General features: G+C 37.6%; 19 protein-coding genes. 7 read left to right on the top strand and 12 right to left on the bottom strand.

The window, feature by feature from the left end:
* Window positions 1–212 precede the first annotated feature (212 nt).
* The 4 genes from ACXM0J_RS16160 to amvA form a co-directional block, all read right to left on the bottom strand.
* Window positions 213–2,354 carry a DNA polymerase III subunit gamma/tau gene (locus tag ACXM0J_RS16160; protein WP_479750651.1) on the bottom strand — a complete coding sequence of 714 codons (2,142 nt, stop codon included), beginning with the start codon at window positions 2,352–2,354 and terminating at the stop codon, window positions 213–215.
* A 123-nt stretch (window positions 2,355–2,477) separates the two neighbouring features.
* Complete coding sequence (gene cpaB, locus ACXM0J_RS16155; protein ID WP_086266342.1) at window positions 2,478–3,110, bottom strand: metalloprotease secretion chaperone CpaB; 633 nt, start codon at window positions 3,108–3,110, stop codon at window positions 2,478–2,480.
* Window positions 3,111–3,132: 22 nt separating this feature from the next.
* Window positions 3,133–4,914, bottom strand: a complete 1,782-nt coding sequence (cpaA, locus tag ACXM0J_RS16150; protein WP_086266343.1) for a metalloendopeptidase CpaA — start codon at window positions 4,912–4,914, stop codon at window positions 3,133–3,135.
* 257 nt (window positions 4,915–5,171) lie between these two features.
* The gene (gene amvA / locus ACXM0J_RS16145; protein ID WP_086266344.1) at window positions 5,172–6,650 is read right to left on the bottom strand and encodes a multidrug efflux MFS transporter AmvA; all 1,479 of its coding nucleotides are present in this window, start codon (window positions 6,648–6,650) and stop codon (window positions 5,172–5,174) included.
* A 125-nt stretch (window positions 6,651–6,775) separates the two neighbouring features.
* Between amvA and ACXM0J_RS16140 the strand changes: the two genes are divergently transcribed.
* Window positions 6,776–7,354 carry a TetR family transcriptional regulator gene (locus ACXM0J_RS16140; RefSeq protein WP_086266345.1) on the top strand — a complete coding sequence of 193 codons (579 nt, stop codon included), beginning with the start codon at window positions 6,776–6,778 and terminating at the stop codon, window positions 7,352–7,354.
* Window positions 7,355–7,401: 47 nt separating this feature from the next.
* Here the strand turns inward: ACXM0J_RS16140 and ACXM0J_RS16135 are convergent, their stop codons facing one another.
* The 3 genes from ACXM0J_RS16135 to ACXM0J_RS16125 form a co-directional block, all read right to left on the bottom strand.
* A complete protein-coding gene (locus ACXM0J_RS16135; RefSeq protein WP_086266346.1) occupies window positions 7,402–8,661 on the bottom strand; it encodes a serine hydrolase domain-containing protein in 1,260 nt (419 codons plus the stop codon).
* 71 nt (window positions 8,662–8,732) lie between these two features.
* Window positions 8,733–9,587 carry a MaoC family dehydratase gene (locus ACXM0J_RS16130; RefSeq protein WP_086266347.1) on the bottom strand — a complete coding sequence of 285 codons (855 nt, stop codon included), beginning with the start codon at window positions 9,585–9,587 and terminating at the stop codon, window positions 8,733–8,735.
* 73 nt (window positions 9,588–9,660) lie between these two features.
* Window positions 9,661–11,052 (bottom strand): 3-oxoacyl-ACP reductase, encoded by a 1,392-nt coding sequence (locus ACXM0J_RS16125; RefSeq protein ID WP_086266348.1) that lies wholly within the window; start codon window positions 11,050–11,052, stop codon window positions 9,661–9,663.
* A 235-nt stretch (window positions 11,053–11,287) separates the two neighbouring features.
* Here ACXM0J_RS16125 and ACXM0J_RS16120 point away from each other — a divergent pair, with 235 nt between their 5' ends.
* Window positions 11,288–12,856: an acetyl-CoA C-acetyltransferase gene (locus tag ACXM0J_RS16120; RefSeq protein WP_005073803.1), complete on the top strand. Its 1,569-nt coding sequence runs from the start codon at window positions 11,288–11,290 to the stop codon at window positions 12,854–12,856.
* Between the two features lie 67 nt (window positions 12,857–12,923).
* On the opposite strand, the gene aceI is transcribed toward ACXM0J_RS16120, so the two are convergent.
* Window positions 12,924–13,358, bottom strand: a complete 435-nt coding sequence (gene aceI, locus ACXM0J_RS16115; protein ID WP_139841498.1) for a chlorhexidine efflux PACE transporter AceI — start codon at window positions 13,356–13,358, stop codon at window positions 12,924–12,926.
* 90 nt (window positions 13,359–13,448) lie between these two features.
* On the opposite strand from aceI, the gene aceR reads away from it, so the two are divergent.
* From aceR to leuE, 3 genes are all read left to right on the top strand, one after another.
* A complete protein-coding gene (gene aceR / locus ACXM0J_RS16110; protein WP_086266349.1) occupies window positions 13,449–14,342 on the top strand; it encodes an HTH-type transcriptional regulator AceR in 894 nt (297 codons plus the stop codon).
* A gap of 130 nt (window positions 14,343–14,472) precedes the next feature.
* Window positions 14,473–15,462: a transaldolase gene (gene tal, locus ACXM0J_RS16105; RefSeq protein WP_086266350.1), complete on the top strand. Its 990-nt coding sequence runs from the start codon at window positions 14,473–14,475 to the stop codon at window positions 15,460–15,462.
* Window positions 15,463–15,535: 73 nt separating this feature from the next.
* Window positions 15,536–16,186, top strand: a complete 651-nt coding sequence (gene leuE / locus ACXM0J_RS16100) for a leucine efflux protein LeuE (protein WP_016803130.1) — start codon at window positions 15,536–15,538, stop codon at window positions 16,184–16,186.
* A gap of 53 nt (window positions 16,187–16,239) precedes the next feature.
* Here the strand turns inward: leuE and ACXM0J_RS16095 are convergent, their stop codons facing one another.
* Complete coding sequence (locus ACXM0J_RS16095; protein ID WP_046813037.1) at window positions 16,240–16,713, bottom strand: Lrp/AsnC family transcriptional regulator; 474 nt, start codon at window positions 16,711–16,713, stop codon at window positions 16,240–16,242.
* A gap of 186 nt (window positions 16,714–16,899) precedes the next feature.
* Between ACXM0J_RS16095 and ACXM0J_RS16090 the strand changes: the two genes are divergently transcribed.
* Window positions 16,900–18,078: a benzoate/H(+) symporter BenE family transporter gene (locus ACXM0J_RS16090; RefSeq protein ID WP_086266351.1), complete on the top strand. Its 1,179-nt coding sequence runs from the start codon at window positions 16,900–16,902 to the stop codon at window positions 18,076–18,078.
* A gap of 54 nt (window positions 18,079–18,132) precedes the next feature.
* Here ACXM0J_RS16090 and ACXM0J_RS16085 read toward each other — a convergent pair whose 3' ends face one another.
* The 3 genes from ACXM0J_RS16085 to ACXM0J_RS16075 all read right to left on the bottom strand — a co-directional run bounded on the left by ACXM0J_RS16085 (window position 18,133) and on the right by ACXM0J_RS16075 (window position 19,418).
* A complete protein-coding gene (locus ACXM0J_RS16085; protein ID WP_086266352.1) occupies window positions 18,133–18,576 on the bottom strand; it encodes an RDD family protein in 444 nt (147 codons plus the stop codon).
* 265 nt (window positions 18,577–18,841) lie between these two features.
* Window positions 18,842–19,015: a hypothetical protein gene (locus ACXM0J_RS16080; RefSeq protein WP_075384142.1), complete on the bottom strand. Its 174-nt coding sequence runs from the start codon at window positions 19,013–19,015 to the stop codon at window positions 18,842–18,844.
* A 175-nt stretch (window positions 19,016–19,190) separates the two neighbouring features.
* A complete protein-coding gene (locus ACXM0J_RS16075) occupies window positions 19,191–19,418 on the bottom strand; it encodes a hypothetical protein (protein WP_017480910.1) in 228 nt (75 codons plus the stop codon).
* Window positions 19,419–19,705: 287 nt separating this feature from the next.
* Here ACXM0J_RS16075 and ACXM0J_RS16070 point away from each other — a divergent pair, with 287 nt between their 5' ends.
* Window positions 19,706–20,149, top strand: coding sequence for a universal stress protein (locus ACXM0J_RS16070; RefSeq protein WP_002115225.1), 444 nt, complete (start codon window positions 19,706–19,708; stop codon window positions 20,147–20,149).
* Window positions 20,150–20,372: the final 223 nt, after the last annotated feature.

The following is a 20,372-nucleotide window of genomic DNA, read 5'->3' as shown; positions in this document are numbered from 1 at the left end:
GAATCGCGCCGATTAATAAAAAATATGAATATTTAAAGGAAGTTATTCCTGAGCATTGCCTTTTCATGACGATATATAGTCCATTTAAAATCTAAAATGGCTAACATAGAAAAGTACAATGACAGTGACATGACCCCAATATTTCAATCCAGTGAAAAATATGAAAAGTCTATTATTTTCATATTCTGCACCAGATCAAAAATCAGATGAATTTAAGGCTTTAATTGAATATTTTGTAGTTCGCCATCAAAAATTTCTATGAGACTCTTAATAACTGGCTGTTGCTGTAATAGCTCAGCTGCTCTATGAAAGGCTTTTTCTTTACGTGCACTTTGAATGGTATAGGGAGTAGATGTATTTAAAGCACCATATTCAACTGTAAACTGAGTATTCGGCCATTGCTCATTTAATGCATCAATAAGGCCTTGTTGTAATTGGGTCAGCATATTTTCATATTCTTGAGGAATATGGAAAATAGTATTGCCACCAATTTCACCAGTCATCACACCATGTTGAGCAAGTTCTTGAACGGCTGGAGAAAGCTGACTGTTTCTAAACCAGTATTCCCATTTTTCAAGTGTCCACTCACCTTCTAAAACTTGAGGAGCCAGCTTCAAGATATCTTGAGGCATCAACTGACCGTGATCAGTTGCACTAGACTCTTCTACAACGGCAACTGTTTCAACAACAACTTCAGCCTGCACCAATGACTGCTGCTCAATAACAGGTTCAGAAGACAAATCAGGAGTTATAGGCGCATCTTGATCAAGAGAAAATTCAGCGCTAGATGTCTCAAACAAACCTTGAGGCTCAGTAGCAAAAGCTGGTTCTGGTTCAATTTGTTTTGCTTGGGTTTCTGCCTGAGCTTGTACTAACTTTTGTTCTGGTACCGGAATGAAATCTTCTTCCAGAACACTAACAGTCTCTTGAACAACTGCTGACTCAAGCCCAATCAACTCATGATGATTTGGGTCAAATACCATTAAATCCTGATTAGACTGCGGTTCAGGTTCAGGTTCAGGTTCAGGTTCAGGTTCAGGTTCAGGTTCAGGTTCAGGTTCAGGTTCAGGTTCAGGTTCAGGTTCAGGTTCAGGTTCAGGTTCAGGTTCAGGTTCAGGTTCAACCATAGCGGGCTGGTTAATAACTTCAACAGGTTGAACCGTATTTACTGGAGTAATCTCTTGGACCGTTGGCTGAGCTTGTGAATTTAGACCTACTTCTGCTTGTCCATTTTGTTGAACAGGATCTGACACCACAACTTCATTAGGCGCTAAAGGACGGAATGCCAATAAGCGTAAAACGCACATCTCAAAACCTTGCTCTTGCGTCACGGCAAGTTGCAAGTCTGAACGACCTTTACATGCGATTTGGTAATATAGCTGTAAATCTTGAGCAGAAATCAGCTTAGACAGTTGCATGATCTTGCGATTGATTTCATCGCTATATTTCAAACTCAAATCAGGTAGATATTGCAAAATTGCCAATTCATGCAATGTCGAAATCAACTGATCAAGCACAAGTGAAACATCTAGCGCTTGGTGTCTAAATTGTAATAAAAGCTGACTAACTTTCTCACGTTGGTTTTGATGAATCGCCAAAATCAAATCATAAATGATCGTACGGTCGATTAGACCAAGCATTTCTTTAACATCTTGGTGATGTACAGAACCCTGCCCGTAAGCAATGGCTTGATCAGTTAAAGATAATGCATCACGCAGTGAACCTTGAGCAGATTCAGCAATTTGCCAAATTGCATCTTGATCAGCATTAATTTGCTCTTTTTCAAGAATAGCGCCAAGATGCTTGGTAATTTCATCAACGGCTAAAGGTCGTAGAGTAAATTGCAAACAACGTGAAATGACCGTAATCGGTAGCTTTTGTGGGTCAGTCGTTGCAAACAGAAACTTAACGTGTTCTGGTGGTTCTTCTAGTGTTTTTAATAACGCATTAAAAGAATGCGTCGATAGCATATGTACTTCGTCAATCAGATAAACTTTAAAACGACCTTGCGTTGGCGCATAAGGAACGTTGTCTAAAAGTTCACGCGTATCTTCTACTTTGGTTCTTGAAGCAGCATCGATTTCAATTAGGTCAATAAAACGGCCTTCATTTACCGCTTTACATGTTGCACAGACTTCACATGGTGTGGAGGTCACACCCGTTTCGCAGTTCAAACACTTGGCTAAAATACGTGCAATTGTAGTTTTACCTACACCACGCGTTCCTGTAAATAAATAAGCATGGTGAAGACGACCGCGTTCCAATGCACTGCTTAATGCACGAGAAACGTGGTTTTGCCCCACTAACTCATTGAAATTACGTGGACGGTATTTTCTAGCAAGTACTTGATACATGTATGCTCCTTGTTACAGGCATAAGCATACTTTGTTTTTAAAAGAGTGTGAACGCATAAAGCTCATATCCGTACAGATAAACTGCGAACTGGCTTCTTTTCTCTACCAGAACCGTTTATTTGTCTAAGGATGATCATGGTGTAACTCCTGATCTGTAACACCCTCATCCATCGTTTGCACGAGCCCCACACCATCCTTAATTTCAGCCGAATAATTTCCCTTCTCGGTAAAAATTTGCATGATTGTATAGTGGTCTTTTTGACTTTGAGTAATGGTAAAGAAATTCTGATTCGGATCGCCCTGATCAAATTTACCGGTCCACCGAACAATATCTTGGTCAACGGGTTCAATCTCTACAATTTTGCCAGTGCGATTAATGCCATATTCCAACATTTGGAACTTAACAGTGTCACCCACTTTTTTAAGTTCAATCACATTTGGATCATATTTAATGACCATACCTTCTGCATTTTTAATTAGTGGAAAATTAACATTAGAAGGCAGTTGATCCTTTTCTATTTCATTAAAAATAATCTGTTGCTGAGACAATCTTTCTTTTTCGGACGGACTCAAATTCAGTATATTTTGACGAGCAAATTCATTCTGATTATCTGCCAGTTTTTGCCCAGTCCCTTGCCCATTTTCTGAAGACGACGTTAAAGCAGAAGAGCTTTGCTGTGAAAAGGCAAACCAGATTAAAACTGCTAACGCCACACAAGCGATAGCAGTTCCTATTAACAATTTATTTTTCTTCATTATTTACAGCTAAAAATAGAAATTAGTTATATAGAGAAATTTTCAGTGCATTCAGGTTAATAACACTGACCGCATCAATTTTTCCTTCTACACCTAAACGTACGCCATATTTCGGGTTGTATAGATATGGACTCGAATAGAAATTAATATTATTGCCACCCATTGCAGTACTTCCTAACGGATGGGCAAAACCTGAGCCAATATTAGTTGAACCATTATGGTACAGACCAAGATTGTGCCCGACTTCATGACGCATGGCCGCGAAAGAACAACCTGCAATATCATTTGCGCCAATCATGTTATAAGCAGAAGCATTAATCCAAGCCCAACCGCAACCACCATCACCTGGTTCATTACCTTGATAATAGACACCATCTGCCAATACACGTTTTCGCTCATTTTGTACCGTCGTGTCATCTCGTCCAGTAGAGATTGCTTCTTTTAACGTGGCAGCAGGAATTTTGTAAGTTAGGTAACCTACATCTCTTAAGTAAAAACGTGCATTCGAATTTTCAGCAGTTAAATTCGTTAAATTTACGCCTTCAATCATTCTAAGTTTTGCAGCGCTTTCTCCTAAAATTGAGTTTACCTCTGGGCTAGAAACCAACAACATATCGATTGTATAACTATCTACTGTCCAGCCTTGAGCGGTATATATAAAACGGCGATTTTCACCATTTTTAATTGCAGTAGACAAGCCATTAGCGGCATTAATATAGGTGTCTGCCGATGCATTAGACACAATAACAACTTTATCGCCGACTTGAGCTTTAGCAGGTAGTTGTAAGGTTGGCTGCCAATTTGATGTAGACAGTTTCACCTTTAAAGTGGGCTGAGTCATATTCGGTAAAGTTGCAGGGATTGTTGCTGTAGAATCAATCACCTTTGTTGGTGAAGAGATCAGCTGCCAATATCCTTTGTCACTTACATACATAAACTCATATTGATCACCTGTTTTAAGCGTTAAAGTCGCTTGGCTATTAATATTGGTATTATTAATTTTTGCAGACCAAGTCGCTGTAGACTTGATAATAATTCTATCCCTATCACTTGCAGTGGTCGGCAAAGTGAAATTGGAAACCCAATTTCCATCTCCAAATGAAACTTCGGTAAGTGGACTATTAACTGTCGCTAATGACGTTCCAATTTGCTGAACATTTAGCTTCTGAGGCTTTATATATTCTGGAACCCATTTTCCTAAAGCAGAATAATATTTAAACCAATATTCAGATCCATTTTTTAATGAGAAACTGCTCGGAAATAGTAAATTTGTTTTATCGATGTCCGAGCTTATACTTGCTGTAGAAACAACTTGTACGGTTGTTCCGTCACGTACGTCACTCGGTAAAGCAATGGTTTGTGCCCATTTGTCATTTTGAATGATTACTTTTTGCATAGATGCAGTTGTTAATGGAACGACTTCATAGGTCGCACCATTAGTAGGACTCACAGTCGCTAACTGAGCGATCCATTTATTTTGACTGCTATTAAAGATGAATTGATAAACATCTCCACTATTTATCTTTAATACTTCTAACGGAATATTGGTATTAGAAGTATCTAAATAACTACTATAAGCAGCACTAGAACGAATTGTAATTTTGTCCAAATTATTAGCGCTTGTTGGTAAAGTGAGGTTTTTGACCCAATTCCCATTTGCTAAAGAAAATTCTAAATCTGAATAACCAGATGGAATTGATCCACTATTATTATTCTGATTTGGTGAAAGTACAGTTGCGGCATATACAAGTGAAGACGCAACAATTGCTCCAATAATGAGTGATGTTTTTAATTTAAAATTCACAGCAGCCTCTTTTATTTGTTTTTAGATTTTTCGAATAGCAGGTTAGCAAACCATTTTTACGCAGTCAATTTCACAACAATTAATTTTTTATTAAATTTCAATTACATGACTACTGAATCATTTTGAAATAAAAATATGAACCTTTTTAAAGAATAGTTTGTTTATGAGAATTAAATAACCAATTTTTAATATGTAGAAAATATTAAAAAGATATTTAAGGATAAAAGAAAGGTGGTCTCTCTTTTTATCCTTTAGTTTTAATTTACTTTCTTTGGAAAGCTAAACCAGACAAATACAGTTAAAAGGAAGAAACAAATAGCTGAGATAGTAAGCACCCAACTATGCGCATAGCTAAAAGCTTGCTGCGCAACTACAATTAATTGCCCTCCCAAAGGCCTTTCAAGGTTAGAAGCTAATTGCATGGTTTCACCAATCGAGATACTCGCTTTTTCAATTAAGTTCGATGGAAGCTCTGCTGGTAAAATAATTGAGCGGCTATAAAACCAAGACAACATTAACCCGAAAATAGCGACGCCTAAACCAGCTCCAAGCTCATAGGCCATACCTTCAATCGCACCTGCTGCACTCGCCTTTTGCGGAGGTACAGATGACATAATCGCAGCAGTTGAAGCAAGTAAGGCAATCTCAATGCTAAAGCCTAAAAAGACCATACACGTCCATGCTAAAAAGTGATCGGTCGAAAAGTTAAGCTGGGCAAGCCCCCAGAGACTGAATCCACTTATTAAAATACCAACAGTAGATACAAGTCTAAGCCCCCATTTATTTAAACAAATTCCGGCTAATGGACCACCTAAACTAATCGCAATCATGAATGGAATAATAAACATGGCTGCCTGTAATGGTGAAAACCCATGTACAAACTGCAACTCTTGAGACAAGAGTAATTCAAAGCCAACCAAAGCAATCATGGAAACAACAGCCATAACAATGCTGGTAGAAATCACTGGATGTTTAAACAATTCCAAATCAATCATTGGCGTCGTAGCTCTTTTTTGGCTTCGAATGAAGTGGATTAAAGTACTTATGCCTACCACAAACATCACGACTGTAAGTACCGAGAAGTTATACATCGCCGATTTAATTGAATAGATCAGGCTTAAAATGGCTACAACCAAGATTAAAGCTTGTCCTAAATTAATTGGCTGATCAGTCTTCTCTTGTTGTTTAGGAATGATCATTACAATCATAACCAGAACCACTAAAATAATCGGGATATTGATGAGGAATACAGCTCCCCAATGGAAGTGTTCCAACACAAACCCACCCACTAATGGACCAAAAGCTGCTCCGCCACCACCCACTGTAGACCAAAGACCAAGTGCAAAATTTCTCTGCTTTTCTTCGGTAAAGGCATTACGGATGCCGGATAAAGTAGCAGGAATAAGCATCGCTGCCCCTAGCCCTAAGACAGCACGAGAAGCAATTAAGGCATAGGCAGTTGGAGAAAAAGCCGCAGCTAACGAACCAACACCAAAAACTGCGGTCCCAATAAATAATAATTTTTTAAAGCCAATACGATCACCGAGTGCACCCATCGGTAAAATCAAACCCGCCATAATCAGTGAATAAATATCAATGACCCATAAAAGCTGATTGGCAGTTAAATTCAATGCTGCACTTAAAGATGGTGTTGCAACATGCATCACCGTTGCATCAATCGTAACAGGTAAATAAATAAGGACGATAATTGTCAGGATTAACCATTTTTTTTGCATAACGCTCTTCAATATCCAAAACTTGGACATGTGTTCAAATTGTGGTTATTATATACACAATTGGACACTTGTCCAACTTTTAGTTTTAATGTAATTTGTGTCGAATTCAGTCAGGTGAAAGAAACATGGCCTATCTTAATCGCGATCAACGCAGAGAAATGATTCTGCAAGCTGCCATGCAAGTTGCTTTGGCTGAAGGTTTTACTGCCATGACGGTACGTAGAATCGCAACGGAGGCACAAACCTCAACCGGACAAGTTCATCACCATTTCTCTTCGGCATCTCATTTAAAAGCTGAAGCTTTTTTAAATCTCATGGAACAGCTTGATGAAATTGAAAAAACCCTAGAAACAACTAGCCAATTTCAAAGGGTCTTCATCCTATTGGGCGCAGAAAACATCGATAGACTTCAGCCCTACTTACGTTTATGGAATGAAGCTGAACTCTTGATTGAACAAGATGTTGAAATACGAAACGCTTATAACCTTGCCATGCAAAGTTGGCATGAAACAATTGTGCAAGCGATTGAATCTGGTAAAGAAGAAGGTGAATTTAAAAATAGATCAAATTCCACAGACATTGCATGGCGACTCATTGCCTTTGTTTGCGGCTTAGAAGGTATTTATAAACTTGGTTTACAAGGTTTAGCTGAGGATGATTTCAAGCGCCATACCGAAGCGATTATTCGCCTAGAATTGTTATAAATGTATAAGCTGGCATTGATTAGAATGCCAGCTTTAAAATACTAAAATTAGAACCAGCCTTTACGACCTTTTAAAATTTGATCGGTACAACGTAAGGCTTCTTGAGTCAGCCCCCACAAACGATAATCGCCTGTGATTGAACCAATTTGGAAGTTATGGGTGTAAGCAAAGCTGAGGTCGCGCTCAGGGTCACACCATGCGCCTGAACCATTGTAACCAATGTGTCCAAAGCCATTTTTAGCGCGTTTACCCATGGTAATAATGCGGTGATAGCCTAAACGCCAATTCATCGGAATTGGCATAACACGATCACGTGCATAACTTTGAATGGTACTAAGCTCTTTAAATACTTCTGGGCGAATGATTTGCTGTCCGTCCCATTCACCTTGATTTGCCAGCATCGCATAAATTTTAGCAAGACTATTTGCAGTAAATGTGCCGTTTGCTGCTGGAATGACTGCTTGCAACCCCTCGTCACTAAAGAAACTAAGATGTTTCATTCCTTTTGGAATCATTGCATCTTGAAAATCTTGAGGGTCTTGTCCAGTCCAAGTAATCATTTTTTCAGAGAGTGAGCTCTTGCGTGTCTGTGGCTTTTTAGGTTTTTCAACTTGAGTAGACGCTGGTTTTTCTGGTTTTGATTGAACTATTAAACGTGCTACACGATCCAACTCATTTGCAGGCGTTCCAAAATATGCTCCATCTAACTGTAACGGTTCAACAAGATAATTGCGCATGAGTTGATCTAAAGATTGACCAGTTGCTTTTTCAAGTACACCACCCACAAGCCAACCAAATGTTAAAGCTTGATAAGCATTACCCTCTCCTGCAAGGAATCTTGGCTTAGTCGCCGCGACCACATCTAACATATGTGACCAGTCGAGCATTTCTCGCGCACTTTCGATGATATTTCGCACATCAAACATGCCGCTTTGATGGCTTAGCACATGACGCAGTGTCATTTGCTCTTTTCCATTTTGAGCAAACTCAGGCCAATAAGTCGAAATTGGTTTGTCGTATTCTAAAAAACCTTCACTTACTAAAATATGCGCTAAAGTTGCAAATATACCCTTACCTGTAGAATAGCAAACTGCCAATGTGTCAGGTTGCCAAGCTTCAGTTTGTGATTTTAGACCAGTGTAGATATCTACAACTTTCTGACCTCTAAAATAAACCGCTAAAGCAGCTCCACCTTGTCCCGTTCTAGCATCTTGAAGACGGCTAAACTGGTGAGCTAAATCAATAAAACGTTCATCTAAAATACCGTGATAGTTATGGGTATCGGCCAGTAAAATTTCTTTAATCACATGAAGTTCCTTGCATTTTTTGTTATTTTGCTCAAAAGCAGCCCAAACCTCTGTTCAGGCTGCTGATATTTTTATAACTCTTTTACAGTTCCTGCAACATGCGGTTTTTGTGATTTGGCATTACGAATTAAGAAATCAGTCTTTTTATCTGTATTGGCAGTTAAAAACTCAACTTTTGATGGCAAGAACATTGGCAGCTTAAACCACACATCTGCTTCATAAGCATTTGGTAATTCAAGGTTTGCTAATGCTTTAGCTTTGCTCCACATACCATGTGCAATTGCTTGCTTAAAGCCAAATGCTTTTGCAGTAATGGCATGAATATGAATTAAGTTAAAATCACCAGACACTTTCGCATAACGGCGACCTGTGTTTTCTAAAATATTCCACTCTGCCTTTGGAACATAAGCTGGTGCTTGTTCTTCTTTGGCTTTCTCACCGACTCTTTTCTCGACTTTTTGGCGAGATAAATAAGTCGTTAAACCTTCCATCACCACTTCATTGCCAACTTTTGCCGTGGTAATAAAGTCAAACTGAACACCTTTATCATGCGGTTTTAGTTCCCCAAATTTACATGACAGAGTGAGTTTTTCAGTTACACCAATTGGTCTGGTTTGTTTAATCTGGTTACGGATATGCACTAAACCTAAAATTGGAAATGGAAAGGCTTCTGCTGTCATCATGTGCATTTGCAAACTTTGAGAAAGCACAGCCAAATAAATTGCAGGTACAAAGCCATTATTTTGAAAGCCACATACTTCGTTATAAGCTTTGAGGTGATTCTGATCAATTTCTAAAGTATCTACCACATATTCAACTTGCGGTAATATTTTTGGACCTTTCGGCTTTTTAAAAATTAAACCTTGCACAACTTTTGGATAAGCCAATGCCGCTTTTGGTAGCTGGCTAAAATGACGAGTATTCATACCTAACCTTTATAATTTATAGATTCTTGAATAAAAAAGGGATGCACAAGCACCCCTATTTTGCTAAAAGTGCTTAAGCGCCCAACAAGCTTTGACCACATACACGCACAACGTTGCCATTTACCCCTGTAGAAGCAGTTGATGCAAACCATGCAATCGTTTCTGCTACATCAACAGGTAAACCACCTTGTTGCATTGAGTTCATACGGCGACCAGCTTCGCGAATTGCAAATGGAATCGCAGCAGTCATTTGAGTCTCGATAAAACCAGGTGCTACTGCGTTAATAGTAATACCATTTTTTAAGATAGGCGCAGTAAATTTCACTAGACCAATCACACCAGCTTTTGACGCAGCATAGTTCGTTTGACCAAGGTTACCAGCAATACCACTAATTGATGATACACAAACAATACGGCCATTTGCATTTAGACCATCGTTTTCTAACAAGTAGTCATTTACACGTTCAGCAGCAGACAAGTTAATGTTAATTACCAAGTCCCAAAGCTCTGGCTTCATGTTTGCCAAAGTTTTGTCACGTGTAATACCTGCGTTATGAACGATAATATCTAAACCGCCTTGTTTTGCTGCAGCAGCTTTAATTTTTTCACCTGCATCGGCAGCTGTAATGTCAATTGCCAATGTAGAACCACCAATGTCAGCAGCTACACGGTCAAGGTCAGCTTGTTGTTGTGGTACGTCTAGACAAATAACATGCGCACCGTCACGCGCCAACACATGTGCAATTGCCTCACCAATACCTCGGCTTGCACCAGTTACTAACGCAGTTTTACCAGCAAGCGGTTTTGCCCAATCAATATCAACTACATCTGCTTTAGATACACGAATCACTTGACCAGATACATAAGCCGAACGTGGAGAAAGCAAGAAACGTAAAGTTGATTCAAGGTTTGCAGCAGCACCTTCATCTACATAAACAACTTGAGCGGTAATACCCTTTTTAAATTCTTTACCTACAGATTTAATAAAGCCTTCAAGTGCGCGCTGAGCAATCGCTTGTTTTACAGTTTTTGCAGTTTCAGGAGTTGTACCAATCACAATCACTCGACCAGAAGTCGCAACTTGACGTGCAATTGGGTTAAAGAATTTATAAAGTTCGTTTAACTGTTCTGAGTTTTGAATACCAGATGCATCAAATACAACTGCTTTGAATTTTGATTCTTTGTCGCCTGCATTGAACGGACGTAAATTTAAACCAACTTTTGCAGCTTCTTGTTGCAAAGCAACGTTATTGCCTACATAGCTATCTGCATGAACATTGCTAAGTACTTGTGCAATCGCACCAGACAATACACTTGACGGCGCTGCGCCAACCAATACTGCACCATTCACTACTGGCTGAGCACTTTCAAAACGCTCTAATACAACTGGCGATGGTAAACCCAGATTTTTAACAACGAATTTACCAATAGGAGATTGTGTAAATGCTTGGTATTGATCAGTCATGATTATTATCTCTCAAAGAAATGAATTTTCTACGACAGGCTTCATTATGTTATGAGATGGATAGAAACAATATGAAAGCAGTCGTTCATTAGAGTTACTCCAAATCATACTTGACTTCATCTTTGGATGTCTTGACCTGAATGCTATCTACAATGTCATTCTAGTCAATACAGGTCTATTTGAATTGTGTTAAGGTAGCTTACAAGAATATCGTTATTATGCTTGGAAAAGCCTTATGAGCAAAACAACTCAAGAAAATCCAGCAGTCGAGAATTCTGCTCAGGAAAAAGTGTCAAATACATCAAAGTCGGCTTCTAACACGGCTAAGCGTAACAGCACTACTCCTAAAGCAGCAACTAATACATCAAAAACGACACGTACTCGTTCAACGACTGCACCTGCACGTAGCCCTCGTACCAAGAGCGCTGCTTCAGAAACCTCGTCTACATCTTCAAATGTAGCTGCAGCACCAAAAGCAACAAAAACCAAAACTTCTGTTCAACAGGATAAAACCATGAGCCAAAACACTGTTCGCCGCGTTGCAATTATTGGTGGCAACCGTATTCCATTTGCACGTTCAAATACTGCTTATTTCAAAGCGTCAAATTCTGACATGCTGACAGCAGCATTGAATGGTTTGGTTGAACGCTTTAACTTACAAGGTAAGCGTATTGGTGAAGTCGTTGCTGGTGCTGTTTTAAAACACAGCCGTGACTTTAATATGACTCGTGAAGTTGTATTGAGCACAGATCTTGCTCCTGAAACCCCTGCTTATGACATTCAAATTGCTTGTGGTACAGGTTTACAAGCAGCTTTTGTTGTTGCAAACAAAATTGCACTTGGTCAAATCGACGTAGGTATTGCAGGTGGTGTAGATACAACTTCTGACGCGCCGATTGCTGTAGGTGATGGCTTACGTAAAGTTTTACTTGAGCTCAATGTTGCTAAGACTGGTAAAGACCGTCTTAAAGCATTAACAAAAATTGATTTTAAAAAGCTTCTTGATGCACCAAGCAATGGTGAACCACGTACTGGCCTTTCAATGGGTGAGCACCAAGCCATCACTGCTTTAGAATGGGGTATCACTCGCGAAGCACAAGATGAGTTAGCTGCTAGCAGCCATCAAAAACTTGCTGCTGCTTATGAACGTGGTTTCTTTGATGACTTAATGACTCCATTCTTAGGTCTTAACCGTGACAACAACTTACGCGCAGACAGCACAGTTGAAAAACTTGCTAAATTGAAGCCAGTTTTCGGTAAAGGCGAAACTGCAACAATGACAGCAGGTAACTCAACTCCGTTGACTGATGGCGCTTCTGTGGTATTGCTTGCTTCTGAAGAGTGGGCAAAAGAAAACGGTCATGAAGTTTTAGCTTACCTTTCTTTCTCTGAGACAGCAGCTGTTGACTTTATTGGTAAGAACGGTCCTAAAGAAGGTTTGTTAATGGCCCCTGCTTATGCGGTGCCTCGTATGCTTAAGCGTGCAAACCTTAAACTTCAAGACTTCGATTTCTACGAAATCCATGAAGCATTTGCATCCCAAGTGTTGTCTACTTTGAAAGCTTGGGAAGATGAAAAATTCTGTAAAGAACGTCTTGGTTTAGATGCACCTTTAGGTTCAATTGACCGCTCTAAACTAAACGTAAATGGTTCATCTTTAGGTGCAGGCCATCCATTTGCTGCAACTGGTGGTCGTATCTTAGCAACTGCTGCTAAATTGATTAATGAAAAAGGTTCAGGCCGTGCATTAATCTCGATCTGTACAGCAGGTGGTGAAGGTGTGGTTGCGATTGTAGAAAAATAATTTCTATTTATCGACCTAATAAAATAAGCACCCATTTGGGTGCTTATTTTCATTTCAATATATTAGCTTAATGAAGTGATGCAGCTTTTGCATCTGGGAAAAATTTATCTTCAATATGGTCATAGCACCACTGGAAAATAAAGGTATAAACCAAAATACATAAAGTTAAGCCAATGTCTAAAATAAATGCATCAATGACACTCATCTGGAGCATATAGGCAATCATCGGTACTGTTGCAAGCAACAACCCACCTTCAAAACCAATCGCATGTAAAATCCGTACAGGGATCGTTCTTTCCCAATTATATTTATGCTCTACTTTTTCAAAATAGTGGTTAAAAATCATATTCCAGAAAACTGAAACCACTGCCATAAACACGCCGAGTGTTCCGGTCACTTCCATCGGCATATCAAAAATAAAACTTAATGCAATCGCAATGATGACCAATAAAATTCCTTCATAACTGATTGCATGAATGAGTCTTCTCTTGGAAATCAACATTTTTAAATACTCAATAATAACTTGGATAATGTGCATTTTATTTTTATAATATTGATTAATCCAATCAGGTTCTTTCAGTTTTTTTGACAGATGAATATTAATCAAGAACAACTACTCATGTTTCAAGCCGTGATTGAGACTGGCTCTTTTTCTGCAGCAGCACGTAAACTTGGAAAAGTTCCTTCGGCTGTAAGCATGTCTATTGCCAACTTAGAAATTGATCTGAACCTGACTTTATTTGACCGTAAAGGCCGTGAACCCATCCCTACTGACGAGGCTCGGGTCTTATACGAAAAGACATCTCAGCTTTTGATTGAGATGAATCAATGGAAACAGCATGCTCACGCCTTAAGTACAGGGTTAGAAGCTAATTTAACTATTGTGATTGTGTCTGAACTTTTACACACCAATTGGACCGACTACATTTGTCTTTTAGAGAGTCGTTTCCCTGACCTACAAATCAATATTGTGTCTGCTCCACAAGAAGATGCTCTGCAAATGTTATTAGATGGGTCTGCTCAACTTGCACTCATGTTTGAACGCGAGCACCTAGACAACAGAGAACAATTTGTAGAACTTAAACGTGAGGCTCTAATTCCGGTTATTTCAAATAGCCATCCCCTCGCAAGCCAAAATCAGGTTACTTATGAACAAATTCTCACTACACGACAAATAGTAGTTGCAAGCCGAGATGAGACTTTAAAACCTGAATTGCTATTTTCAAAACACTATTGGCGCACCGATAACCACCACTCTGCTTGTTTAATGATCTTGCGCAATTTGGGTTGGGGTGTACTTCCTCAAGAAATGTTTAAAGAAAATCCTGAATTGAAAAATAAACTTAAAATATTGGATTTATTAGATTTCACTCCCCGATTTGAATATTATGTCGACTTGGTATGGAGTCGAGAAAGTGAACTCGGTGCCGCTGCTAGATTTTTGATTGAACATATCCGTAAGCAACGAATGCAACCACTACCTTAAAAATATTTCAAATTAGATGCAGAACCTAAACGTTTTTCTTTGAAATATAACAATTAATATATCGACAGCATGAATAGACTTTGTGCTATAAAGAAAAGATAAGATTTATTACCGAAGATGTTGAATATCAATGACTCATACAGCACTTGACCAATTAAAAACATTAACGACCGTTGTTGCCGACAGTAGTGACCTTGATGCAATTCGTAAATTCCGTCCATTAGACGCAACGACTAATCCTTCATTGATTACGGCAGCAGCAGAACAACCAGAAAGTAAAGAGCTCATTGAAGATGCTTATTATCAAGCCAAAGAAGAAGGCTATAGCAACGATGAGTTAATCGAAAGAACCATTGATATTTTAACTGTAAAATTTGGTGTAGAAATTTTAAAACTGATTGAAGGCCGTGTTTCAACTGAAGTTGATGCTGCTCTTTCATATGACACTGACGCAACCATTCAAAAAGCCCATGAATTATGTGAACTTTACAAAGGTTATGGTATTGATCAGTCTCGCATTCTGATTAAAATCGCGTCGACTTGGGAAGGTATTCAAGCTGCCAAAGTGCTCGAAGCTGAAGGAATTGCTTGTAACCTCACTCTCCTTTTCGGTTTGCATCAAGCCCAAGCGTGTGCAGATGCAAAAGTGACTTTAATCTCACCATTCGTAGGCCGTATCTTAGACTGGTACAAAAAAGCTGAAGGTGTAGACGCTTACCCAATCGAAAAAGACCCAGGTGTCGTTTCAGTTAAGAAAATCTACACTTACTACAAGCAGCAAAATATTCCAACTCAAGTGATGGGTGCGAGCTTCCGTAGTATAGATCAAGTGCTTGGTCTAGCTGGATGTGATTTGCTAACCATCTCACCAAGCTTACTTACCCAGCTTGAACAAGATAACCGTACAGTCGAGGCGGCACTTGATGCATCTCAAGCAAAACAAGCAGAAGCCATCGTTAGACCAGCTCAAGATGAACAAAGTTTTAAAGATGAACTTAACCATGACTTAATGGCATTCCAGCTTCTACAAGGCGGTGTTGATGGATTCATTAAAGCACGTGACCAATTAAGCCTTTTGTTACGTCAGTCTTTTGGAATTGATGCGGAAATAAAATCTTAAAAAACTGCACTTTTCATACAAAATTGCCGATTTTTGTTATCATGATAAAAATCGGTTTTTTATTGGGTTTCTCGTGTTCGGCATAACAGATTTAACAACATATATTATTGGTACATTCCTAATTGTGTTATTGCCGGGGCCCAATTCTCTTTATGTGATGTCAATCGCTTCGCGCTATGGTATTAAAACCGGATATATGGGTGCATTCGGTATTTTTACCGGTGACCTTATTTTAATGCTATGTACAGTACTCGGAGCTGCGTCTCTTCTTAAGGCATTCCCATGGGTATTTGTCATTCTTAAATTAACAGGTGCACTTTATTTATCTTATTTAGGTTTTAAACTGTTGCAAGGCAGTATTCAACGCTGGAAACAACGTAATCAAACTCAACCAGAAATGGCTGATTTACCTGCTTTAGATAAAGTTCATCCTTATAAAACAGCACTCAGTATTAGTTTACTCAACCCTAAAGCGATTTTATTTTTCCTCTCTTTCTTTGTTCAATTTGTTGAACCAGATTATGCTTATCCTGCTCTGAGCTTTTTAATTTTAGCAATTATTTTACAGATCATTAGCTTTAGTTATTTAACTGCATTAATCTTCTCTGGAATTAAACTCTCGGCATTTTTTAAAGAGAACCATAAAATTGCAGCAAGCGGTATCTTTTTAGTAGGAATTCTATTTTTTGGATTTGGTTTAAAACTAGCAACCTCAACGATTTAATTATTTTTACTCTAATAAGCTTTTGCATAGGAAAGTTAAAACATCATGAACTGCTAAAAGTCCAGCATGCCATCTGTTTTAACTTCATTAAGTACAAAAAAAGTTCTGACTTGTCTTACTCCAGGTAAGGCAATAATCTTTTCACTATGAAATCGGTTAAACGCAGCTAAATCTTTAACACGAATTTTTAGAAAATAATCGACTTCTCCCGCCACCAGATAACACTCTAAAACATTTTCCAAATCACCCGATGCTTGTTCAAATGCTTGAAAGCTGTCAGGGGTTGAACGGTCCAAAACCACACCAACTAACACCACAGTACCACGTTGAACCGTATTAGGATTGATCCGAGCACGGACATCTAAGATTGCTCCAATCTTAAAAAGACGCTGAGTATGATTCCAACAAGATGATGTACTAATACCTACAAGTTTTGCCAATTCAGCATTACTTAAACGCCCATTTTCCTGTAAGGCGCGCATAATTTTCAGTTCTAATGGTGTTAAATTTTCGGCTTTCTCTTCCATAAAATAATATTCTTGATTCATTGTTATTCATGAAATAAATAATAGCATTATTTGATAATTTTAAAAGATTATTTATTTTTTAACCTAAAAATAGAAAGCACCTTCTTAAAAAAAATTGTTAAATTCACCCCAACTGGAAGCAATGGCAGAAGCCTATTAATTTTTCTTGGATTTAGAACACGTATCATGCAAAAAATTCTTCAAGATTTTTCAATTCCAGCAGTATTTGCTGGTTTTATTACCTTTCTCATTGGTATTAGTGTTTCGGCCGTTTTAGTGATTCAGGCGGCTCAAGCTTTAGGTGCTTCACCTGAACAAATCACTTCATGGTTTTGGGCTTTGGGTTTGGGTATTGGCTTATCAGGACTCATTCTTTCTTGGAAATTTGAATATCCTGTAGCGACGGCGTGGTCAACCGCTGGTCTTGCTTTAATTATGGCAACAGGTAGTGGATATAGTTTAAATGAAGCGATTGGTGCTTTTTTAGTTGGTGGTTTACTAACAGCTATTTTAGGCTTTTCAGGTATTTTTCAAAAAGCGCTGTCATACATCCCTCAAAGTTTAACAAGTGCCATGCTTGCAGGCGTCCTCCTCAAATTTGGTATTTCACTTTTCGCAAGTTTACAAAATGATTGGGCATTTGTTTTGTCCTTACTTTGCATTTATGTCATTACAAAAAGATTATGGCCGCGTTATAGCATTGTATTTACCGTAATTGCAGGTATTGCCCTGTGCCCTATCTTTTTAGAATTTCATATGCCTACAGTTCAGTGGTCTTTAGCAAAACCTGTTTGGATTAGTCCTGACTTTAGCTGGTCAGCACTTTTGGGCTTAGCATTGCCACTGTTTGTGATTAGTATGGCTTCTCAATATTTACCGGGTATTGCCATGATCAAAAGTTATGGCTACAAACCACACGTGAATCAACTCATTGGCTGGACAGGTTTAACCCAAGTTGTGCTTGCACCGTTTGGCTGTTATAGCGTCAATATTGCTGCGATTAGTGCTGCCGTAAGCTTAGATGATCAAGTTCATCCTGACCCAAGCAAACGCTATATTGCAGGTATAAGCTGTGGTTTTTTCTACATCTTAATGGGTTTGTTTGCTGCAACACTCACAAGTTTATTGATGTCTTTTCCTCATATTTTTATTGTAGCTTTGGCTGGTATTGCATTACTTGGTACGATCAGCCACAACATTGCGATTGCTTTTGCTCAAATTGAAGAACGTGAAGCAGCGTTATTTACCTTTTTATGTAGTGCTTCGGGTATTCAATTCTTTGGGATCGGCTCAGCATTTTGGGGATTGGTTGTCGGAATTATTGTATTTATTATTCTCAAATTTAAAGCCAAAAAAAGCGAATAAAAAAAGCGTTCATAGCTCCATATTTTGAATGCTATGAACGCCTTTTATGATTTCTTATAATTCTCTTACTACAACTGTTTTTGCCATTTTGTCGTGCCAGCCTTGTTTTTTAGTGTCAAATGCCACCCAAAAAAGGCCAATACCAAATACTAAAATTGATGGAATATAGCCAATATATCGAATAATGCTCTGCATGACTGTGAGCTTATTACCTGTTTTTTCATCTAAAACTTTTAATCGCATCAAACGTTTGCCGGGTGTACCTGCAAAATACAACCAACATAAAATTGAATATAAAAAAGGAAATGCATAGTTCACAATTAAGTCGAACCAATAATTTTGTGGCTTACTACTTAAGCCAGTAGCAAATACTAAGTCATAATCTCCCCGATAAAAAATCCATGCGGCTGGAATAATTGCTAAACAAAGAATAAGACTATCAATAATCATTGCGCCAAATCTTAACCAGAATCCTGCATACTCATACTTATAAGTCATGCCTACCTCACTTTGTTATTGTTTAATAGCTAAAATGGTCTTACTACTTTACTTTTATCCTAAATGAAACTTTTTTATTTTTAAACACTTAAATGAAATTAAAATATTCTAATCAGACTTTTTTTGTAATTATTTTGATCAAATAATGGCTATTAAATATTCTATTAGGATAAAAAATAATTTAACTTTTAAAACTGACATTTCTTTATGTCAGTTATATTTAAATAATTTTATAAATAGACTAAATTACAAATAAATATTATATTTATTTCCAAAATAAAACATCTATTTTAAACTCTTTTTTTAATAAAAGTGCTGCAAATAACAGACCTAATCCAATAATAATTAAAAAAACACTTAAACTGATTACTCCACCAATAATAGCTAGTGTGCCTAATATAGCTAAAATATAAAATATAATTACACTGAATGTTGGCATTTCAATTTATTCCACTACTTAAAATAAAAGCAATTTATTCTATCGAGTTTATAAACGATTGCTGTTTTCAAATGTTGATTACACTATTAATTTGTATCTTCATACAATAATCATGTTATTAAACTTATTTAATGTTACTTTAGTTTAATAAACAGTGATGGAATTCACATAACTTTTATTTGATTTCAAAGTAATGCTTTTCAGTCACAAGTTTAATTTTTAGGTTTTTATATAAGCGTTCTTTTGAATCTTCTAGTGAAGGTACAACTTTTTCTGCAAATTTATCTTCAGTCATAAGTCTAGCATATGTTTTGTAACCAATAATTAACTTTTGGGGTTCGTTACCTGTTTGACGGAATTCTTCAATGAGTTTATTGACTTTCTTTGCTGTTAAATCTGCCATCTTCCTTAGTTCCCTTAATTTACTATTTTGTTATACGGCTTCTATGTGACAGAAATATGAACCGTAATTTTTTGTAATTTGCATGTAAATATTAACAATTATAGGTCTATAGCACACTCACTAGTTCACAAATAGCAAAGCAATCAACTCATTTACTTGATTTATATTTATTTTATTTAATTTCAATTACTTTTAATTGAATAGATGTCTCCAAAGAATGAAATATGTTAATCTTTAATTAATAAAGCTTCATACATATAACAACTGTAAATAAGAGGAATAAGATCATGAATTACCAACATATTATTGTACCAGTAGATGGTTCTGAGATTTCTTTAGCAGCAGCTCGACAAGCAGCTCATATTGCAAAGGCATTTGGTAGTAAATTGACCGCCATTAGCTTGGTTGCGGTAGATCCTTTTAGTGGCGTAGATTTTTATTACATCTCACCTGTTGTAAAAGATTATTTTGTTGAAGCACGTGCTAACGCAGAAAAAACACTCGCAAAAGTTAAAGCTTTATGTGCTGAAGAAGGTATTGATGCAGAGACTCAAATCATTCAAGGTGAAATTTCTTCAGATGGTATTTTGAAAGCCGTAGAAGACTTAGGTTCTGATTTGATTGTGATTGGTTCGCATGGCCGTAAAGGTTTCCAAAAACTAATTTTGGGAAGCTTTGCTCAAGATGTTTTAAATAGCACCAAGATTCAAGTTTTAGTCGTAAAAGAGTAAAACTCTTCAAAGATAAAAGCCCAATCTAATGTTTGGGCTTTTTAATAAAATAGCTTATAGAAATTTTACACCCACTAAAAAACTCTATAGAATAGTTCACTATTCCATCAATTTCGTGAGTCACGCCAATGAAGTAAGTCTTTTTTCTCATCAATTTTTTCTTTTTTTGATGTGCAAAATAGACTATTTTTGTGATTTACTGTCTCTATTAAAAATTATTATT

Source organism: Acinetobacter sp. GRABPA_MV_2 (assembly GCF_056725885.1).
This window is presented reverse-complemented; position numbering and strand designations above follow the sequence as displayed.

What these genes read in the sequence shown, in the direction of transcription:
- ACXM0J_RS16130 (WP_086266347.1), bottom strand. Translation starts at nt 9,587, where the DNA reads ATGAATACTCGTCATTTTAGCCAGCTACCAAAAGCGGCATTGGCTTAT.
- ACXM0J_RS16070 (WP_002115225.1), top strand. Translation starts at nt 19,706, where the DNA reads ATGAATTACCAACATATTATTGTACCAGTAGATGGTTCTGAGATTTCT.
- ACXM0J_RS16090 (WP_086266351.1), top strand. Translation starts at nt 16,900, where the DNA reads ATGCAAAAAATTCTTCAAGATTTTTCAATTCCAGCAGTATTTGCTGGT.
- ACXM0J_RS16120 (WP_005073803.1), top strand. Translation starts at nt 11,288, where the DNA reads ATGAGCAAAACAACTCAAGAAAATCCAGCAGTCGAGAATTCTGCTCAG.
- ACXM0J_RS16080 (WP_075384142.1), bottom strand. Translation starts at nt 19,015, where the DNA reads ATGCCAACATTCAGTGTAATTATATTTTATATTTTAGCTATATTAGGC.
- aceR (WP_086266349.1), top strand. Translation starts at nt 13,449, where the DNA reads ATGAATATTAATCAAGAACAACTACTCATGTTTCAAGCCGTGATTGAG.
- tal (WP_086266350.1), top strand. Translation starts at nt 14,473, where the DNA reads ATGACTCATACAGCACTTGACCAATTAAAAACATTAACGACCGTTGTT.
- ACXM0J_RS16085 (WP_086266352.1), bottom strand. Translation starts at nt 18,576, where the DNA reads ATGACTTATAAGTATGAGTATGCAGGATTCTGGTTAAGATTTGGCGCA.
- amvA (WP_086266344.1), bottom strand. Translation starts at nt 6,650, where the DNA reads ATGCAAAAAAAATGGTTAATCCTGACAATTATCGTCCTTATTTATTTA.
- ACXM0J_RS16075 (WP_017480910.1), bottom strand. Translation starts at nt 19,418, where the DNA reads ATGGCAGATTTAACAGCAAAGAAAGTCAATAAACTCATTGAAGAATTC.
- ACXM0J_RS16160 (WP_479750651.1), bottom strand. Translation starts at nt 2,354, where the DNA reads ATGTATCAAGTACTTGCTAGAAAATACCGTCCACGTAATTTCAATGAG.
- aceI (WP_139841498.1), bottom strand. Translation starts at nt 13,358, where the DNA reads ATGTTGATTTCCAAGAGAAGACTCATTCATGCAATCAGTTATGAAGGA.
- ACXM0J_RS16095 (WP_046813037.1), bottom strand. Translation starts at nt 16,713, where the DNA reads ATGGAAGAGAAAGCCGAAAATTTAACACCATTAGAACTGAAAATTATG.
- ACXM0J_RS16125 (WP_086266348.1), bottom strand. Translation starts at nt 11,052, where the DNA reads ATGACTGATCAATACCAAGCATTTACACAATCTCCTATTGGTAAATTC.
- cpaB (WP_086266342.1), bottom strand. Translation starts at nt 3,110, where the DNA reads ATGAAGAAAAATAAATTGTTAATAGGAACTGCTATCGCTTGTGTGGCG.
- ACXM0J_RS16140 (WP_086266345.1), top strand. Translation starts at nt 6,776, where the DNA reads ATGGCCTATCTTAATCGCGATCAACGCAGAGAAATGATTCTGCAAGCT.